Consider the following 16,386-nt stretch of genomic DNA (forward strand, 5'->3'; position numbering starts at 1 on the left):
TATCTGTATCCTTAAAACGTCTTCTCCTATTTTGACTTATAGTTGAATGATCAGGAATCTTATCTGTAAGTGAGAAACCTAAAAACCATCTATAGGCAACATTAACTTCAATATCCCTAACGAGCTGACGCTCGGATCTAATACCAAATAAGTAGCCTATAAATAACATTTTAAAAAGAACAACAGGATCAACAGCAGGTCGTCCATTATCATGACAATATAAGTCCTTAGTTAATTCACGAATAAAAGAAAAGTCAATATATTTATCAATTTTCCTCAGTATATGATCCTGAGGAACTAAATCTTCAATGTAAACCATTTCTAATTTTTGTTGTTTTGATTTAATTTCATTAATCATTGGGCACCTCCAAATTTATTTCTCTATATATAATTCTACATAGATGTTTAAAATCCTTTTTGCTACGCAAAAAAAACTGTTGACAAAATTTGTTTGTCAACAGCCTGAGCACCATAGAAATATGGTGCTTTTTATATTATTTGGTAAAGATATTATTACAATTTGGTTGTGTCAAAATTTTATTATTAATAAAATAGAATAAAAGGGGTGAGTTAGATGGGAGTAGCAGTTAATATAAGTAAAACTTATACATATAAGGATTATAAAGAATTAAAAGATACTTTACTTGAAATTATAGATGGTGTTCCTTATCTTATGAGTCCTTCACCAACAGTAGAGCATCAAAGGATTTTAAGAAAGTTGCTTCTAATATTAAGTGATTATTTTAAAAATGGGATTTGTGAAGTTTTTAGTGTACCTCTAGATGTTATATTTAAAAACGAAGAAGAAACCATAGATGAAGCTAAAAATGTTGTTCAACCAGATATTTTTGTGGTATGTGATAATAAAAAGATTAATGATAAAAACATAATTGGTGCTCCTGATTTAATAATTGAAATTGTATCAAGTAGTAGTCAGTCTTTAGATTATGTTAAAAAGTTAAACTTATATGAAAAATATAAGGTAAAGGAGTATTTAATTGTAAATCCAATTAATAAGACAATACTACAGTATGTTTATGAAAATGATAGCTATGCTTCTTCTAATATTTACACAAAAGAAGACATTGTAAAAATCATCTATTTTGAGGGATTACTGATAGATTTTAAGAAGGTATTTTAAATAAACATATAAAAAAATATTTATGTGATATAAATCACTGAATCCCTAAAATATAACAACTATAATTAAGGCATAAGCAAATTAGAGGAGGGATTCAGATGAGTATGTTCTGTTATCAATGTCAAGAGGCCGCAGGTGGAAAAGGATGTAGTCTAAGAGGTGTATGTGGTAAAAATGATGTAGTTGCAAAGAGCCAAGATTTACTAATGTATACATTAAAGGGGTTATCAATGGTAAACCTTATAGCTAAGGAGAATGGGATCCAAAGGGACGATGTGGATAAGTTTATAATGGAGAGTCTATTTACAACTATTACAAATGTAAATTTTGATGATAAAGTAATATATGAAAGAGTATTTGAAGGAGTAAGCTTAAGAGAAGAATTAAAAAATGAGTTAAAGGCTAAAGGTTTAGAGATATCAAAACTTAATCATGATGCAGCAAACTTTGTAATTTCTTTAGAAGATGCACAAAAAAAGGCAGAGGAAGTTTCAATATTAAAGACAGAAAATGAAGATATAAGATCTTTAAGAGAGCTTATTACTTATGGTGTTAAGGGAATGGCTGCATATGCAAACCATGCATATGTTCTAAAGCATGTAAATAGTGATATATTTAAGTTTATGCAAAGGGCACTTGCTAAAACATTAGATGACACACTTAGTGCTGATGAACTTGTTTCTCTTGCACTTGAAACAGGAAAATATGCAGTTGATGTTATGGCACTACTTGATAAGGCAAATACATCAACCTATGGAAATCCAGAGATTACAAAGGTAAATATAGGTGTTAGAAATAATCCAGCAATACTTATAAGTGGACATGATTTAAAGGATTTAGAACAACTACTTGAACAAACAAAGGGAACAGGTGTAGATGTTTATACACATGGAGAAATGCTTCCAGCACACTACTATCCAGCTTTTAAAAAGTATGACCACTTTGTAGGAAACTATGGAAATGCTTGGTGGCTACAGGATAAGGAGTTTGAACTATTCAATGGACCAATTTTAATGACTACAAATTGTTTAGTGCTTCCAAAGGATTCATATAAGGATAGATTATATACAACAGGTGTAGTAGGTTTCCCAGGTGTTAAGCATATAAAGGAAGATAAAAATGGTAATAAAGATTTCAGTGAAATAATAGAACATGCAAAGAGATGTAAGCCACCTGTACAAATAGAAGAAGGTGAGATAATAGGTGGATTTGCTCATAATCAAGTATTACAACTTGCAGACAAGGTTGTTGAAGCAGTAAAGAGTGGTGCTATTAGAAAGTTTGTAGTTATGGCAGGCTGCGATGGAAGAATGAAGTCAAGAGAATACTATACAGAATTTGCAAAGAAGCTTCCAAAGGATACTGTAATATTAACAGCAGGATGTGCAAAATACAGATACAATAAACTTCAACTTGGAGACATAGGAGGAATTCCAAGAGTTTTAGATGCAGGACAATGCAATGATTCATATTCACTTGCAGTTATTGCATTAAAGCTAAAGGAAGTATTTGAATTAAATGATATAAATGAATTACCTATAGTATATAACATTGCTTGGTATGAACAAAAGGCTGTAACTGTACTTCTAGCTCTTCTATATCTTGGAGTTAAAAACATCCACCTTGGCCCAACACTACCAGCCTTCCTATCACCAAACGTTGCAAAGGTTCTTGTTGAAAACTTTGGAATAGGTGGAATAACTAATGTAGATGATGATATTAAAATGATGATTGGCTAATTAACAAAAAAGGACAGTAAAAAGCTTACTGTCCTTTTTTATTTAAGATAGTTCCTTTACTCTATCTATTAATACTTGAATAAAATCATTAATATTTCTTATATCCTCAAAACTTCCTTGGGCAAATTTAGGTCCCCCTCCACCTCGACCATTAAAATTAGGTAAAATCTCTTTAAAAATCTGGCCACAATTTAAGTTGATTTTTCCATTGTGGGTGAGTATAACTTTTTTATCAGGAATAGATGTAAGAATAACAGGCTTATCACATAATGATGATGTTTTGTTTCCTAACATTTGAATTACATCAAATTTTTTATCTTCATATATTCTTGAGATTATATCTCCTTCTGAATTATTTATTAACTCCTTCGCAATATATTCTATATTTATTTCCTTTTGAAGATTAAGCTCCTTTGTTAAGTTTTTTATTTCATTTTGCATAGAGTCTATTTTTAAAATAATTTCATTTTGAGGAACAGATAACTTTTTATTAAGATTATTTATTATTGTATTTTTCTCTTGAAAATCCTTAAGAAGCCTCATACCGCATTTAAAATAGACTCTTGTCATGTTCTTGTATTTTTCTGTCTTTAATATTTTAATCATTCCAATTTCTCCAAGGCTTTTAACGTGTGTACCACAGCAGGGGGAGTAGTCTATTCCTTCTATTTCAACAATTCTTATATCAACCTCAGTTGGTGGAAGTTTTCTTAGAGGTAGTTTTTTAGCTTCATCAAAATTTACTATGTAGAATTTAACTGGTATGTTTTTAAAAATAAGCTCGTTTACTCTATCTTCAACCTTTTGAACTATTTCATCTGTTATATTTTCAATTCCTACATCTATACTTACATAATCATCTCCAAGATGAAAACTATTAGTTGGAGCATCGTAAAGTTCTATAAATACAGAGGACAAAAGGTGCTGTCCTGTATGATTTTGCATATGCTCAAATCTTCTTTTAAAATCAATTTTACAGTTAACAATTTGTTTTTCAATCCTTCTATTTACCACATGATATACTATACCATTTTCTTCAAATAAATCTACAACCTCAACCCCATCTATTGTTCCAAAATCCCTAGGCTGTCCTCCACCTTCAGGATAGAAAGCAGTATCACAAAGCTCAATTATATAAAAATTATCCTTTTCCCTTTGATTTATTATTTTAGCTTCCCACTCATAAATATAAGGATTTTCATAATATAACTTTTGCATATCAACCTCTCCTTTTCTCAAAAGTGCCACCCAAGTGAAATGTGACATTATCCAAATTTTTCAACTACATCATATCAAATATTACATATATTATAACTATTTTTATAAAATTTGTTAATTATAAATTTGAATAGCTTTTAAATGGGGATTCTCTATGAATGTTTAAAATTTAAAAAAGAAAAAATAAAAATGATTAGTTTAAATTGTACATATTAAAAGTTAGAGGCCTGTTTATTATAGATCCTGATGGAGTAGTTAGATATTAAGTAGTACATGATCTAAACATAGGTAGAAGCGTAGAGGAAACATTATTATTAATTTGCATTTGAAACTATTTATATTTTATTGTCAATTATATAAAATTAAAAGTATGAATTTAGTTTAGGGAGGAACTAGGGGTGAAAAGTATTGGTATTGTTACAAATAAAAAAGGCCAACTTTCAGAATTCTTACGAAAAAATTTAAATGAAGTTTTTGTAAATAAAGTTAAAATAAATAATTACTATTTGCAAGATTTAAATGATGGTGAAATTATTGATGATAAGGTTATTTTAGTTATGATTGATGAAATGGCTTATAAAGTACAAAAATATGCATCAAAAGAAAGTACTATAATAGTTATAGAAAGGACATTGAGAGAGAAGGAAATATATAAAATTGCAGCAATACCAAGCGATACAAAGGTTTTAGTTGTTAATGATACTAAAGAAACTACAATTGAAACTGTTAATTTACTTTATAGTATAGGTATAAATCATTTAAATTTTATACCTTATATTGAGAATAAAGTATATGGTGATATAAAAATCGCAATAACACCAGGTGAAGTAGATAAGGTTCCTGATTATATTGAGACTATAATTGATGTGGGTCATAGATGTATAGATGTTGCAACATTTTTGAAAGTATTTAATTATTTAGATATTAATGATAAAGAGATTGAAGAAAATTTAATAAAGTATTCAGAAAGTATTATAAGTAAAGATATGGGAATAAAGAAACAATATATGGACTTATTTATCAAGGGCCAACAATTAGAGGTTTTAATTGAACATACTCAGGATGCAATTGCGATTGTTGATAATGAGGAAAGAATTGTTTTAACTAATAGTATTTTTGCTAATTTGTTTAATTTTAAAATTGGGAACAGTTTTATTTTTAATAATGATGAAATTGACAATGTTTTAAAAAAAGATGAGATAAAGGGAGAAATAATAAAATACAAGAACCAAATTTTTGCAGTTAATAAAAAACCAATAAAGTATTTAAGTTATAAATCGGGATATATTATAAGCTTTTCGGATGTTACAAATATAAAAAGGATGGAACAAAATATATCTAAGAAGATTAGAGAAAATGGGTTTTATGCAAAATATAATTTTGATATGATAATAACTAATTCTCAAAAAATGAAAGAATGTATAAATATAGCTAAAAAAATATCAAAATCTGATCATACTGTTTTAATTACAGGCGAGAGTGGTACAGGCAAAGAGATGATTGCACAATCAATTCATAATTATAGTAATCGTTTTATGTATCCTTTTGTTGCGATTAATTGTGCAGCATTACCTGAAAATTTGTTAGAAAGTGAACTTTTTGGTTATGAAAAAGGGGCTTTTACAGGTGCATTAAGGGAAGGGAAAATAGGACTTTTTGAAATAGCAAACAATGGGACTATTTTTTTAGATGAAATTGGAGATATGCCTTTAAAACTTCAAACAAGGCTTTTAAGAGTTTTACAGGAAAAACAAATAATGCGAGTTGGATCAGACAATGTGATTAATGTTAATGTAAGAGTTATTGCAGCTACAAATAAGGACCTAAAAAAATTAGTAGATGATGGGTTGTTTAGGGAAGACTTGTATTTTAGACTTAATGTATTGCCTATTAGTTTGCCTCCACTTAGGGAAAGAAAAGAAGATATAATGCCATTATTATATAGTTTTCTTGATAGAAAAATAGATTTTGAATATGAAGTTGAAAATTTGCTTTTAAATTATAGATGGCCAGGGAATATAAGAGAATTACAAAACATAGCAAGTTATTTAAATGTAATGGAGTTTAATAAAGTTACATTAAGTGATTTGCCACAATATATATTAAATTATGGAATTGATTTTAATAAAGAGTTAGAAGTAATAGAAAATAGTTACAAATTAGAAAAAGTTATAGATGTTCTTGAGTGTATAGGAAAAAGTGAAGGTGTTGGAAGAAGATGTATAAGTGAAAGGATTTCTTACATCGGTGAAGGTGAAGTTAGAGGGATATTAGATTTGCTTTATGATTTGGGAATGATTAATAAAAATAAAGGTAGAAGTGGTACAAAAATTAATAATAAAGGATTAATGTTTTTAAACTGGATAAGAAAAGGGATAAAATAGGCATATTTTATCCCTTTTTAGTTTTGGATTTTTAAAAGCTAATTATGATATATTAATACATTGTTTTGAATAAAGAAAGGGTTAAATAATTCAAATTACATAATAGTTTGTTTTTTTAGTTTTTTATTTTGGCATTAAATTTGCTTAAATATTTTTGAAGGAGGCGTTGAAGATGAGACCAGTAATAGGAATACTTGGGAATATGTTAATAATGGAAGGAGGGATTTTACCAGGTATAGAAAGAGCATATGTTAATTATGATTACATTGATGCAATAATTAAAACAGGTGGAGTGCCTTATATTGTTCCGATGAATTTGGAAGATGAAGTTATTGCAAAACAAATAAGTTTATTAGATGGACTTATTTTATCAGGTGGATTTGATGTAAACCCACTTTTATATGGCGAACAGCCTTCAAAATATCAAGATTATACTTATCCAGAAATAGATGAGTTTTATCTAAAGAGTATAAAAATTGCATTAGAAAGAAATATACCAATTTTAGGTATTTGTAAGGGGATGCAGATGTTGAATGTAGCGCTTGGTGGTAGTTTATATCAAGATATATCACAAGTTGAAGGTTCATTTATAAAACATGTACAAGCTGCAAAAAGAAGTACACCAACCCATAGTGTAAGTTTTAAAGAAGGTTCAAAATTGTATAAAATATTTGGAGAAAAAACACTTATAAACTCATATCACCATCAATGTGTAAAAAAAATAGGAAACGGCTTGAAAGCAGTTGCTTTTTCAGATGATAACATAGTTGAAGCTATTGAACTTGAAGATAAAGAATTTGTCATAGGGGTTCAATGGCATCCTGAGATGATGGTTCAGAATCCAAATTCAAATATGATAAAACTGTTTAAGGAATTTATTAATTGTGCAGGGAGGGAATAGTTTATGAGTGATAATAAAAAGTTTGGTTTTTGGAGTATAGTATTACTTGGTATTAATGGTGTTATAGGTTCAGGAATTTATCTTTTACCAGGTAAGGCTATGAAGATAATAGGTCCAGGAAGTATATGGATTTACATTTTTGATACATTGTTAGTAATGTCAATGGCACTATGTTTTGCAGAAGTTGGAGGATTGTTTGATAAAAATGGAGGACCATACGTATATGCAAAAGAGGCTTTTGGTGAATTTGTTGGATTTGAAGTTGGAATTATGAAATGGGCAATAAGTATAATAGCTTGGGCAACAATGGCTGTAGGTTTTGCAACAGCACTCTCAAAGCTTATACCACAGGCAGCAACTCCTTTTGCTAAAAATTTAATCGCTACAACTATTCTAGTAGGACTTGGATTAGTTAATATAGCTGGAGTAAAGGCTACAAAATATTTAAATAATATTGTAACAGTTGCTAAATTATTGCCACTTATATTGTTTGTAATCATAGGTATATTCTTTATAAAAGGTGGCAACTTTACTCCTATGTTCCCAAATGGTACAAGTGGAGCAACAATTGGTTCTGCTGCAATATTAATTTTCTATGCCTTTACAGGTTTTGAATCTATTGCAGTTGCAGCAGAAGATATGGATGAACCTCAAAAAAATGTACCTAAGGCAATTATAGTGACTATGATTTTATCATCAATTGTTTATATACTTGTTCAAATTATTTCAGTTGGTATTTTGGGAGGAGCACTTGCTGAAAGCACAACTCCAGTTGCAGATGCAGCAAAGGTTTTCATGGGTGGTTTTGGTGAGAAATTTGTAGCAATAGCTACTCTCTTATCAATTGGAGGAATAAATATAGCAGCTTCCTTTAATGCACCAAGATCAGGTGTTGCACTTGCAGAAGATGGTATACTGCCAAAATATATAGCAAAGAAGAATAAGCACGATGTTCCTTATATTGCAGTAATTATAACTGTTCTACTTGCAATACCTGTTGCAGTATCTGGTACATTTACACAACTTGCAATGATTTCTGTTATATCAAGATTTGCACAATATATACCAACATGTCTTTCTGTAATTGTATTTAGAAAACGAGGTATGAAGAGTACATACACAATGCCTTTTGGAAGTCTATTACCAATAATTTCGGTTATGGTTAGTATTTGGTTATTAACTAAAGCAACAAAGGAACAAATTTTATGGGGACTTGGTGCTTTAGTTATTGGAATACCATTATATTTTATTCTAAAGTGGTTACAAAATAGAGATGCTAAATTAACCCAAAGTATGTAAAAATCTAAATACTCCAAATTAAAAAAAATCACCGTATATAAATTTTATATACGGTGATTTTTTTTATATAAATAACAAAAAATCTAGGATAATTACATATAAAAATTTATGCCAATATATGAAAAGATGAAACTTAAGGTAGTTTTTGAAAAAGAAATAGGAAAAACAATTGGTACATAAATATTATCAAAATATAACTTTCAAAATTAAATGATAATAGTAGATTTAGCCTTTATAGATTTTTTAACTACAATTTAATAAATCTTAGAATTTATTAAATATTTCAGGCTTAGTTGTTCTATAGAATATAATGAAAAATTTACTACTTCTTTTTTTTTATTTACGGGGGCTTTTTTATCAACGCATTTATTATATAATATTAATGAGTTAATTTTGCTAAAAATTTTTATGAAGGTAGGTCATTAGATATGATGAACTATTATGATTTTTTAGAAAATGTTTTTAACAATGTTGAAGTTGAATATTTAAAAAGAGGAAAAACCTATTATGAACAAGGTAGGGTAAAAGACTTTTGGATAAATACAAGTGATGAGGCAATACAGTTTATAGCTGAGGTAGAAGGTAATGAGGCTTATCAACCATATATAATAATAAGAAAAAAAAATCAAGTTACTGAACTGACTGTAAGATGTGATTGTCCATTCTTTAAAAAATATAAACATATATGTAAACATATAACAGCGTTATATTATTATGTTATATATAACAAAGATAAGATAAAGCCATTGGATCAAAATGAAATGGAAAATAATTTTATTGCAACAATGCTTATTAATTTTTTAAATCAGAAGATAAGCTATAATGAAAAGTTAAATTTAAATGTTGAGTATACGATAGAATTTAATAATTTCAATTATTTAGACTATGATGCAGAATTAACTATAAAAGTAGGATTTGATAAATTGTATGTTGTAAAAAATGTTGCAAGTTTTTTGGAATCTATTGATAATAGCATAGAATATGAATTTAGTAAAAATTTTGTTTTTAATCCTTTACTACATGATTTTAAACAAGATGATAGAAAAATTTTTGAGTATTTAAGTCATATTTATTATGCTGATACTATGAAAAGACAAGTAGGATATCACTTAAAAGGTGAAAATGTAATTTTTTCAGGTAAAAAAGTGTATTTGAAAAATAATATGGTCAGGTATATTTTAGAGAATTTAAAAGATAGGACCTTTAATGTTAAGTTTGGTTCAAATGAGTATACAAATGTAAGAGTAGAGTTTGAAAATATTCCTTTTAAAATTGAATTAGAAGAAAAAAATGGAGATATAATATTAGGATTAAACAAAGAAAAGAACCCGATAAAATTGAATAGTAATGGTGATTTGTATTTATTAGATAATAAATTATATGTTTTAGATAATAAAGGTTTTTTATGCTATGCAATGAATTTAATGATTGATGCTGATACTATAAAATTTACAGGGGAGCTTAAAGAAAATTTATTGATATCTTTACCTAAATTGCTAAAGTGTAAAGGAATTGAGTTGAAGGGTGAACTTAAGAACAGATTGATTGAAAGTGATTTAAAAAGTGAAATTTATATAGATAAGTACAAAAAAGGTATAAGAGTAGATGTGGTATTTAAATATGGTAAAGAGAAAATTAATCCGTTGAGTAAACATAATATAAGTCCTTTTATTATTCGTAACTATGAAACAGAAGTTAAGATATTAGATATATTAAATCAATCAGGTTTCAGAGAACTAAATAATTTTTATGTACTAGAAGATGAAGGTCGAATATATATGTTTTTAAAACATGTATTACCTGTTTTAAAATCAATGTCAGAAATTTTTTATACGGATAGTGTAAAAAAAATATATAAAGACAAAAATGTTTATGCTACTACCAAAATAAAAAATGTTGATTATGGATTAGTTGAAATAGAATTCAATATAAGTGATGTTGATAAAAAAGAAATTGTGAATGTTTTAAAATCAATTAAAGAAAAGAAAAACTATCATAAGTTAAAGAGTGGAGAGTTTATATCTTTAGAAGAAAAAAGTATAGAACAAGTGAAAAAGATATTAGATGAATTTGATGAAACTGAAATTGTTCAGAATAGAATAGATATACCAAAATATAGAGCTATATCTTTATTAAATAAAATTGATAAGGAAATAGAAATAGAAGGTAGGATAGAAATAGATAATCTTTTAAATAAAATTAAAAATGTAACACAAGAAAATATTGATGTTCCTGAAAATTTAAAGAATGTATTACGCGATTATCAAGTAACAGGTTTTAAATGGTTAAAACTTTTGTCTAACATTGATTTAGGTGGAATACTTGCAGATGACATGGGACTTGGGAAAACATTGCAAACTATTGCGTTGATTGAAAGTGAAAAGACGCAAGGTAAAACGTTAATAGTTGTACCATCATCTCTATTGTTTAACTGGCAGAGTGAATTTGAAAAATTTGCACCCGATACAAAAGTTTTAGTTGTTCAAGGGAATAAAAAGAAAAGGGAAGAGTTAGTTGAATTGATAGATAAAAATGATGTAATAATTACATCTTACCCACTAATTAGAAGAGATATAGAATTATATGAAAACTTTGTTTTTAATATTTGTATATTAGACGAAGCTCAACATATAAAAAATCCAGAATCACTAAATGCAAGAAGTGTTAAAAAAATAAAAAGCAGAGTAAAGTTTGCATTAACTGGCACACCAATTGAGAACAATTTAATTGAGTTATGGTCAATTTTTGACTTTATACTTCCAGGAATATTATATACTAGAAGCAGATTTATTGATAAATATGAGAAACCTATATTAAAAGATAATAGTGAGGAAGCATTAAATGATCTAAAGAAAACAATATCACCCTTTATTTTAAGAAGAAAAAAGTCTGATGTATTATTGGAATTACCCGATAAGATTGAGACAAAACTTGTTTGTGAAATGACCAAAAAACAAAGTGAATTGTATAAAGCATATCTTTTTAAAGCTAGAGAAGATGTTGAAAAACTAATAAAAAATGGAGAATTTTCAACTAATAAAATACATGTTCTTAAGCTTTTAACTAGATTAAGACAAATATGCTGTCATCCTTCATTATTTTTAGAAAACTATAAAGGTGATAGTGGAAAACTTAATCAATTTGAGGAACTAATTGAAGAATTATTAGAAGGTGGACATAGAGTTCTTGTATTTTCACAGTTTGTTTCATTGTTAGATTTAGTTAAGAAAATATTAGATAGAAAAAGAGTTAAATATTCATATTTAGATGGTTCAACAGAATTAAAAGAAAGAAAAGTTATAGTTGATGAATTTAATAGTGGTAAAACGAATGTATTTCTTCTTTCTTTAAAAGCAGGTGGAACAGGGTTGAATCTCGCAACAGCAGATACAGTAATTCATTTAGATCCTTGGTGGAATCCAGCAGTTGAAGAACAAGCAGCTGATAGGGCTCATAGAATGGGTCAGAAAAATGTTGTTCAAGTATTTAAAATGATTACAAAGGATTCTATTGAAGAAAAGATATATGATTTGCAGTACAAGAAAAAAGAGTTAATTGATTCAGTTATAAAAGAAGGAGAAGTATTTATAAACTCATTATCAGAAAAAGAAATATTGGAAATATTAAAATAAGTAAACAAAGGTTCCTTTACCTTTGTTTACTTATTTAATTTTTCTTAAAATTTTAAAAAAGATATTGCCTAACTTGTACGTACATGTTATTATTAATATACAAGATAAACATGTACGTACAAGTTAGGATGGAGTGGAATGAAGTGAGTAAATTTGCAAATGATGTAAAAGAACTTTTAGAGTATGTTGGTGGAAAAGAAAACATAGCAGCAGTTTCACACTGTGCAACACGTATGAGATTTGTTTTAAACGATCCAAAGAAGGCAGATGTTAAAAAGATTGATGCAATGAAGGTTGTAAAGGGAACTTTTACTCAAGCAGGTCAGTTCCAAGTTATCATAGGAAACGAAGTTCCAGTTTTCTACAATGAGTTTGTAAGATATGCAGGTATTGAAGGTGTAAGTAAAGAAGAAGCGAAGAAGGCTGCAAGACAAAATATGAGCCTACTTCAAAGATTAATATCACACCTTGGAGAAATATTTGCACCACTTATTCCAGCAATAGTTGTTGGAGGTCTTATTCTTGGTTTTAGAACGTAATTGGCGATATTAAGATGTTTGAAAATGGTACAAAGAGTTTAACTGAAATATCACAATTTTGGGCNGTTTTGATGTGTTAATAGAAGCGGTTAAATTTGCAAATAAGGTTTCTGCAATAGCAGTTACAAGAGAAGGTGCACAATCATCAATTCCATATATGTGGGAATTTAAAGGAGATATTTGGGGAGGAATTAATATGAAAAAAGATTGGTATATTAAATCATGAAAATTTCTGAAGTAATAGCAAAAATGGGGCATACAGATTCAATAGCTATAGGAGATTGCGGACTTCCTAWTCATGTACGTACAAGTTAGGATGGAGTGGAATGAAGTGAGTAAATTTGCAAATGATGTAAAAGAACTTTTAGAGTATGTTGGTGGAAAAGAAAACATAGCAGCAGTTTCACACTGTGCAACACGTATGAGATTTGTTTTAAACGATCCAAAGAAGGCAGATGTTAAAAAGATTGATGCAATGAAGGTTGTAAAGGGAACTTTTACTCAAGCAGGTCAGTTCCAAGTTATCATAGGAAACGAAGTTCCAGTTTTCTACAATGAGTTTGTAAGATATGCAGGTATTGAAGGTGTAAGTAAAGAAGAAGCGAAGAAGGCTGCAAGACAAAATATGAGCCTACTTCAAAGATTAATATCACACCTTGGAGAAATATTTGCACCACTTATTCCAGCAATAGTTGTTGGAGGTCTTATTCTTGGTTTTAGAAACGTAATTGGCGATATTAAGATGTTTGAAAATGGTACAAAGAGTTTAACTGAAATATCACAATTTTGGGCTGGAGTACATCATTTCCTATGGCTTATAGGTGAGGCTATATTCTTCTTCCTACCAGTTGGTATAACATGGTCAATTTCAAAGAAGATGGGTACGACACAAATACTAGGTATAGTACTTGGTATTACACTAGTTTCACCACAATTACTTAATGCATATGCAGTTGCTACAGCAAAGGAAATTCCAGTATGGAATTTCGGATTTGCACAAGTTAAGATGATTGGTTACCAAGCCCAAGTTATTCCAGCAATGCTTGCAGGATTTACACTATCATTCTTTGAATCAAAACTAAGAGAAGTAGTTCCTTCATATATATCAATGATAGTAGTACCATTCTTTGCACTTGTTCCAACAGTGCTAATTGCACATACAATATTAGGACCTTTAGGATGGGCAATAGGTTCTGTAATTTCTAAAGTAGTTTATGCAGGACTTACATCAGCATTTGGATGGTTGTTTGCTGCACTATTTGGATTTACTTATGCACCACTTGTTATAACAGGATTACATCACATGACAAATGCAATAGACCTACAATTAATGAGTGAACTTGGTGGAACAAACCTATGGCCAATGATAGCACTTTCAAATATAGCACAAGGATCAGCAGTACTTGCGATGATTTATTTAAATAAACATGATGAAGAAGAAAAGCAAGTTTCAATTCCAGCATGTATTTCATGCTACCTTGGAGTAACAGAACCAGCTATGTTTGGTATTAACCTAAAATATGTTTATCCATTCCTTGCGGCTATGATTGGTTCTTCAATTGCAGCAGTATTCTCAGTTGGAACAGGAGTTATGGCAAACTCAATAGGTGTTGGAGGACTTCCAGGAATACTATCAATAAAGCCACAATTTATGTTTAAGTTCTTTATTGCAATGCTTATTGCTATAATAGTTCCATTTGTATTAACAGTAGTATTTAAGAAGAACAACATTCTTGTAAAGGATAACAAGTAATATTAGGGACAATGGCCTATGATTAGACTTTCCCCCTAATTATTTGATATAAATTGGGCTGTTTTACAACAGCCCAATAATGTTTAAATAAAGAAATAGATAGGAGTGACGTCATGAAGGACTTTAAAAAGAGTGTTGTTTATCAAATATATCCAAAGTCATTTAAGGATTCAAATGGAGATGGATTTGGAGATTTGAAAGGCGTTATAGAAAAGCTTGATTATTTAAAGTTTTTAGGAGTAGACTATATTTGGCTTACTCCATTTTATGTTTCACCTCAAAGGGATAATGGTTATGATGTAGCAGATTACTATAACATAGACCCAAGATTTGGAACAATGGAGGATTTTGAAGCATTAATTGAAGAGGCACAAAAGAGGGATATAGGTATAATGCTTGATATGGTATTTAACCATACGTCAACTGAACATGAATGGTTTAAAAAGGCTCTAGAAGGCGATGAGAAATACAAGGGATTTTATATATTTAAAGAAAAACCAACAAACTGGCAATCAAAGTTTGGTGGAAGTGCATGGGAATACGTAGAAAAGTTTGGTGAATATTATCTCCATCTTTTTGATGTGACTCAAGCTGATTTAAATTGGGACAATGAAGAGGTTAGAAAGAGTGTATATAAGATAGTAAACTTCTGGCTAGAAAAAGGGGTAAAGGGATTAAGATTTGATGTAATAAACCTTATATCAAAGCCAGAAGTATTTGAGGATGATTTAATAGGAGATGGGAGAAGATTTTATACAGATGGCCCTAATATCCATAAATACTTAAAGGAGTTAAATAAAAATACATTTGGTAGATATGATGATGTAATTACAGTAGGAGAAATGTCATCAACTACAATTGACAACTGTATAAAATATACAAATCCAGATGAAAAGGAACTTTCAATGGTATTTAACTTTCACCATTTAAAAGTTGATTATAAAAACGGTGATAAGTGGGCTCTAATGGATTTTGATTTTAGGCAACTAAAGGATATATTTAATGAGTGGCAAGTTGGAATGCAAAAGGGAAATGGTTGGAGTGCAGTGTTTTGGTGTAACCATGATCAGCCAAGAATAGTATCACGATTTGGTGATGATAAAAAATACCACAAAGAATCTGCAAAAATGCTTGCAACTTCAATTCATATGCTAAGGGGAACTCCATATATATATCAAGGTGAAGAGATAGGAATGACAAATCCTTACTTTGATAAAATAGAATACTATAAAGATGTTGAGTCTATAAACTATTATAAAATATTAAAGAATAAAGGAATGGACGAAAGAGAAGTAATGAATATAATTATGGAAAGATCAAGGGATAATTCAAGGACCCCAATGCAGTGGAATGATAGTGATAATGCAGGTTTTACTAATGGACAACCTTGGATTGATGTTGCAAAGAATTATAAAGAAATAAATGTTGAGTCTCAAATTAATGATGAAGATTCAATACTAAACCACTATAGAAAGCTAATAAAACTAAGAAAGCAGTATGATGTAGTTGCATATGGAGATTATAGGCCTTTATGCGTAGAGCATGATAGGGTATTTGCTTATGCTAGAAGTTATAAAGATGAGCTAGTTGTTGTTGTAAACAATTTCTATGGTGAGACAACAAAGGTTAATTTAGAAGGAGAAATAGACTTAAAGGGTAGTGTTAAAATTTTATTATCAAATTATAAAGACAGTGGATTAGACCTATCAAATTTAGTTTTAAGGCCATATGAATCTGTAGTTTACTATATTGTAAAGTAATGTAAGGCGTGTTACAATAT

At 29.2% G+C, this 16,386-nt stretch carries 12 protein-coding genes and 1 pseudogene; 11 read left to right on the plus strand and 2 right to left on the minus strand.

Annotated elements, in window-relative coordinates; all coding sequences use genetic code 11:
* Window positions 1–358: transposase (locus tag TCEL_RS02030; protein WP_040683713.1), on the minus strand; the 358-nt coding region annotated here is incomplete at its 3' end.
* A 216-nt stretch (window positions 359–574) separates the two neighbouring features.
* On the opposite strand from TCEL_RS02030, the gene TCEL_RS02035 reads away from it, so the two are divergent.
* Window positions 575–1,141, plus strand: coding sequence for a Uma2 family endonuclease (locus tag TCEL_RS02035; RefSeq protein ID WP_018660608.1), 567 nt, complete (start codon window positions 575–577; stop codon window positions 1,139–1,141).
* Between the two features lie 98 nt (window positions 1,142–1,239).
* Window positions 1,240–2,880: a hydroxylamine reductase gene (gene hcp, locus TCEL_RS02040; protein WP_018660611.1), complete on the plus strand. Its 1,641-nt coding sequence runs from the start codon at window positions 1,240–1,242 to the stop codon at window positions 2,878–2,880.
* Between the two features lie 42 nt (window positions 2,881–2,922).
* Here hcp and TCEL_RS02045 read toward each other — a convergent pair whose 3' ends face one another.
* Window positions 2,923–4,098 carry an alanyl-tRNA editing protein gene (locus TCEL_RS02045; RefSeq protein ID WP_040683843.1) on the minus strand — a complete coding sequence of 392 codons (1,176 nt, stop codon included), beginning with the start codon at window positions 4,096–4,098 and terminating at the stop codon, window positions 2,923–2,925.
* A 398-nt stretch (window positions 4,099–4,496) separates the two neighbouring features.
* Between TCEL_RS02045 and TCEL_RS02050 the strand changes: the two genes are divergently transcribed.
* The 9 genes and pseudogenes from TCEL_RS02050 (at window position 4,497) to treC (ending at window position 16,366) form a co-directional block, all read left to right on the plus strand.
* Window positions 4,497–6,482, plus strand: a complete 1,986-nt coding sequence (locus TCEL_RS02050; RefSeq protein WP_018660615.1) for a sigma-54 interaction domain-containing protein — start codon at window positions 4,497–4,499, stop codon at window positions 6,480–6,482.
* 172 nt (window positions 6,483–6,654) lie between these two features.
* On the plus strand, window positions 6,655–7,383 hold the full coding sequence (locus tag TCEL_RS02055) for a gamma-glutamyl-gamma-aminobutyrate hydrolase family protein (protein ID WP_018660617.1): 729 nt from the start codon (window positions 6,655–6,657) through the stop codon (window positions 7,381–7,383).
* A gap of 3 nt (window positions 7,384–7,386) precedes the next feature.
* Window positions 7,387–8,682 (plus strand): APC family permease, encoded by a 1,296-nt coding sequence (locus TCEL_RS02060; RefSeq protein ID WP_018660619.1) that lies wholly within the window; start codon window positions 7,387–7,389, stop codon window positions 8,680–8,682.
* Between the two features lie 431 nt (window positions 8,683–9,113).
* Complete coding sequence (locus TCEL_RS02065) at window positions 9,114–12,314, plus strand: DEAD/DEAH box helicase (RefSeq protein ID WP_198010633.1); 3,201 nt, start codon at window positions 9,114–9,116, stop codon at window positions 12,312–12,314.
* Window positions 12,315–12,457: 143 nt separating this feature from the next.
* Window positions 12,458–12,915 (plus strand): annotated as a pseudogene (locus tag TCEL_RS02070) (glucose PTS transporter subunit EIIB); the annotation flags it as partial.
* An 11-nt stretch (window positions 12,916–12,926) separates the two neighbouring features.
* A complete protein-coding gene (locus TCEL_RS14035) occupies window positions 12,927–13,079 on the plus strand; it encodes a ribokinase (protein ID WP_018660624.1) in 153 nt (50 codons plus the stop codon).
* Window positions 13,080–13,102: 23 nt separating this feature from the next.
* Window positions 13,103–13,168 carry a hypothetical protein gene (locus tag TCEL_RS14175; protein WP_278199806.1) on the plus strand — a complete coding sequence of 22 codons (66 nt, stop codon included), beginning with the start codon at window positions 13,103–13,105 and terminating at the stop codon, window positions 13,166–13,168.
* A 16-nt stretch (window positions 13,169–13,184) separates the two neighbouring features.
* Window positions 13,185–14,606: a PTS system trehalose-specific EIIBC component gene (treP, locus tag TCEL_RS02075; protein ID WP_018660627.1), complete on the plus strand. Its 1,422-nt coding sequence runs from the start codon at window positions 13,185–13,187 to the stop codon at window positions 14,604–14,606.
* A 113-nt stretch (window positions 14,607–14,719) separates the two neighbouring features.
* On the plus strand, window positions 14,720–16,366 hold the full coding sequence (gene treC, locus TCEL_RS02080) for an alpha,alpha-phosphotrehalase (protein WP_018660629.1): 1,647 nt from the start codon (window positions 14,720–14,722) through the stop codon (window positions 16,364–16,366).
* Window positions 16,367–16,386 lie beyond the last annotated feature (20 nt).

The sequence above is a fragment of the Thermobrachium celere DSM 8682 genome (assembly GCF_000430995.1).
GTDB lineage: Bacteria > Bacillota > Clostridia > Clostridiales > Caloramatoraceae > Thermobrachium > Thermobrachium celere.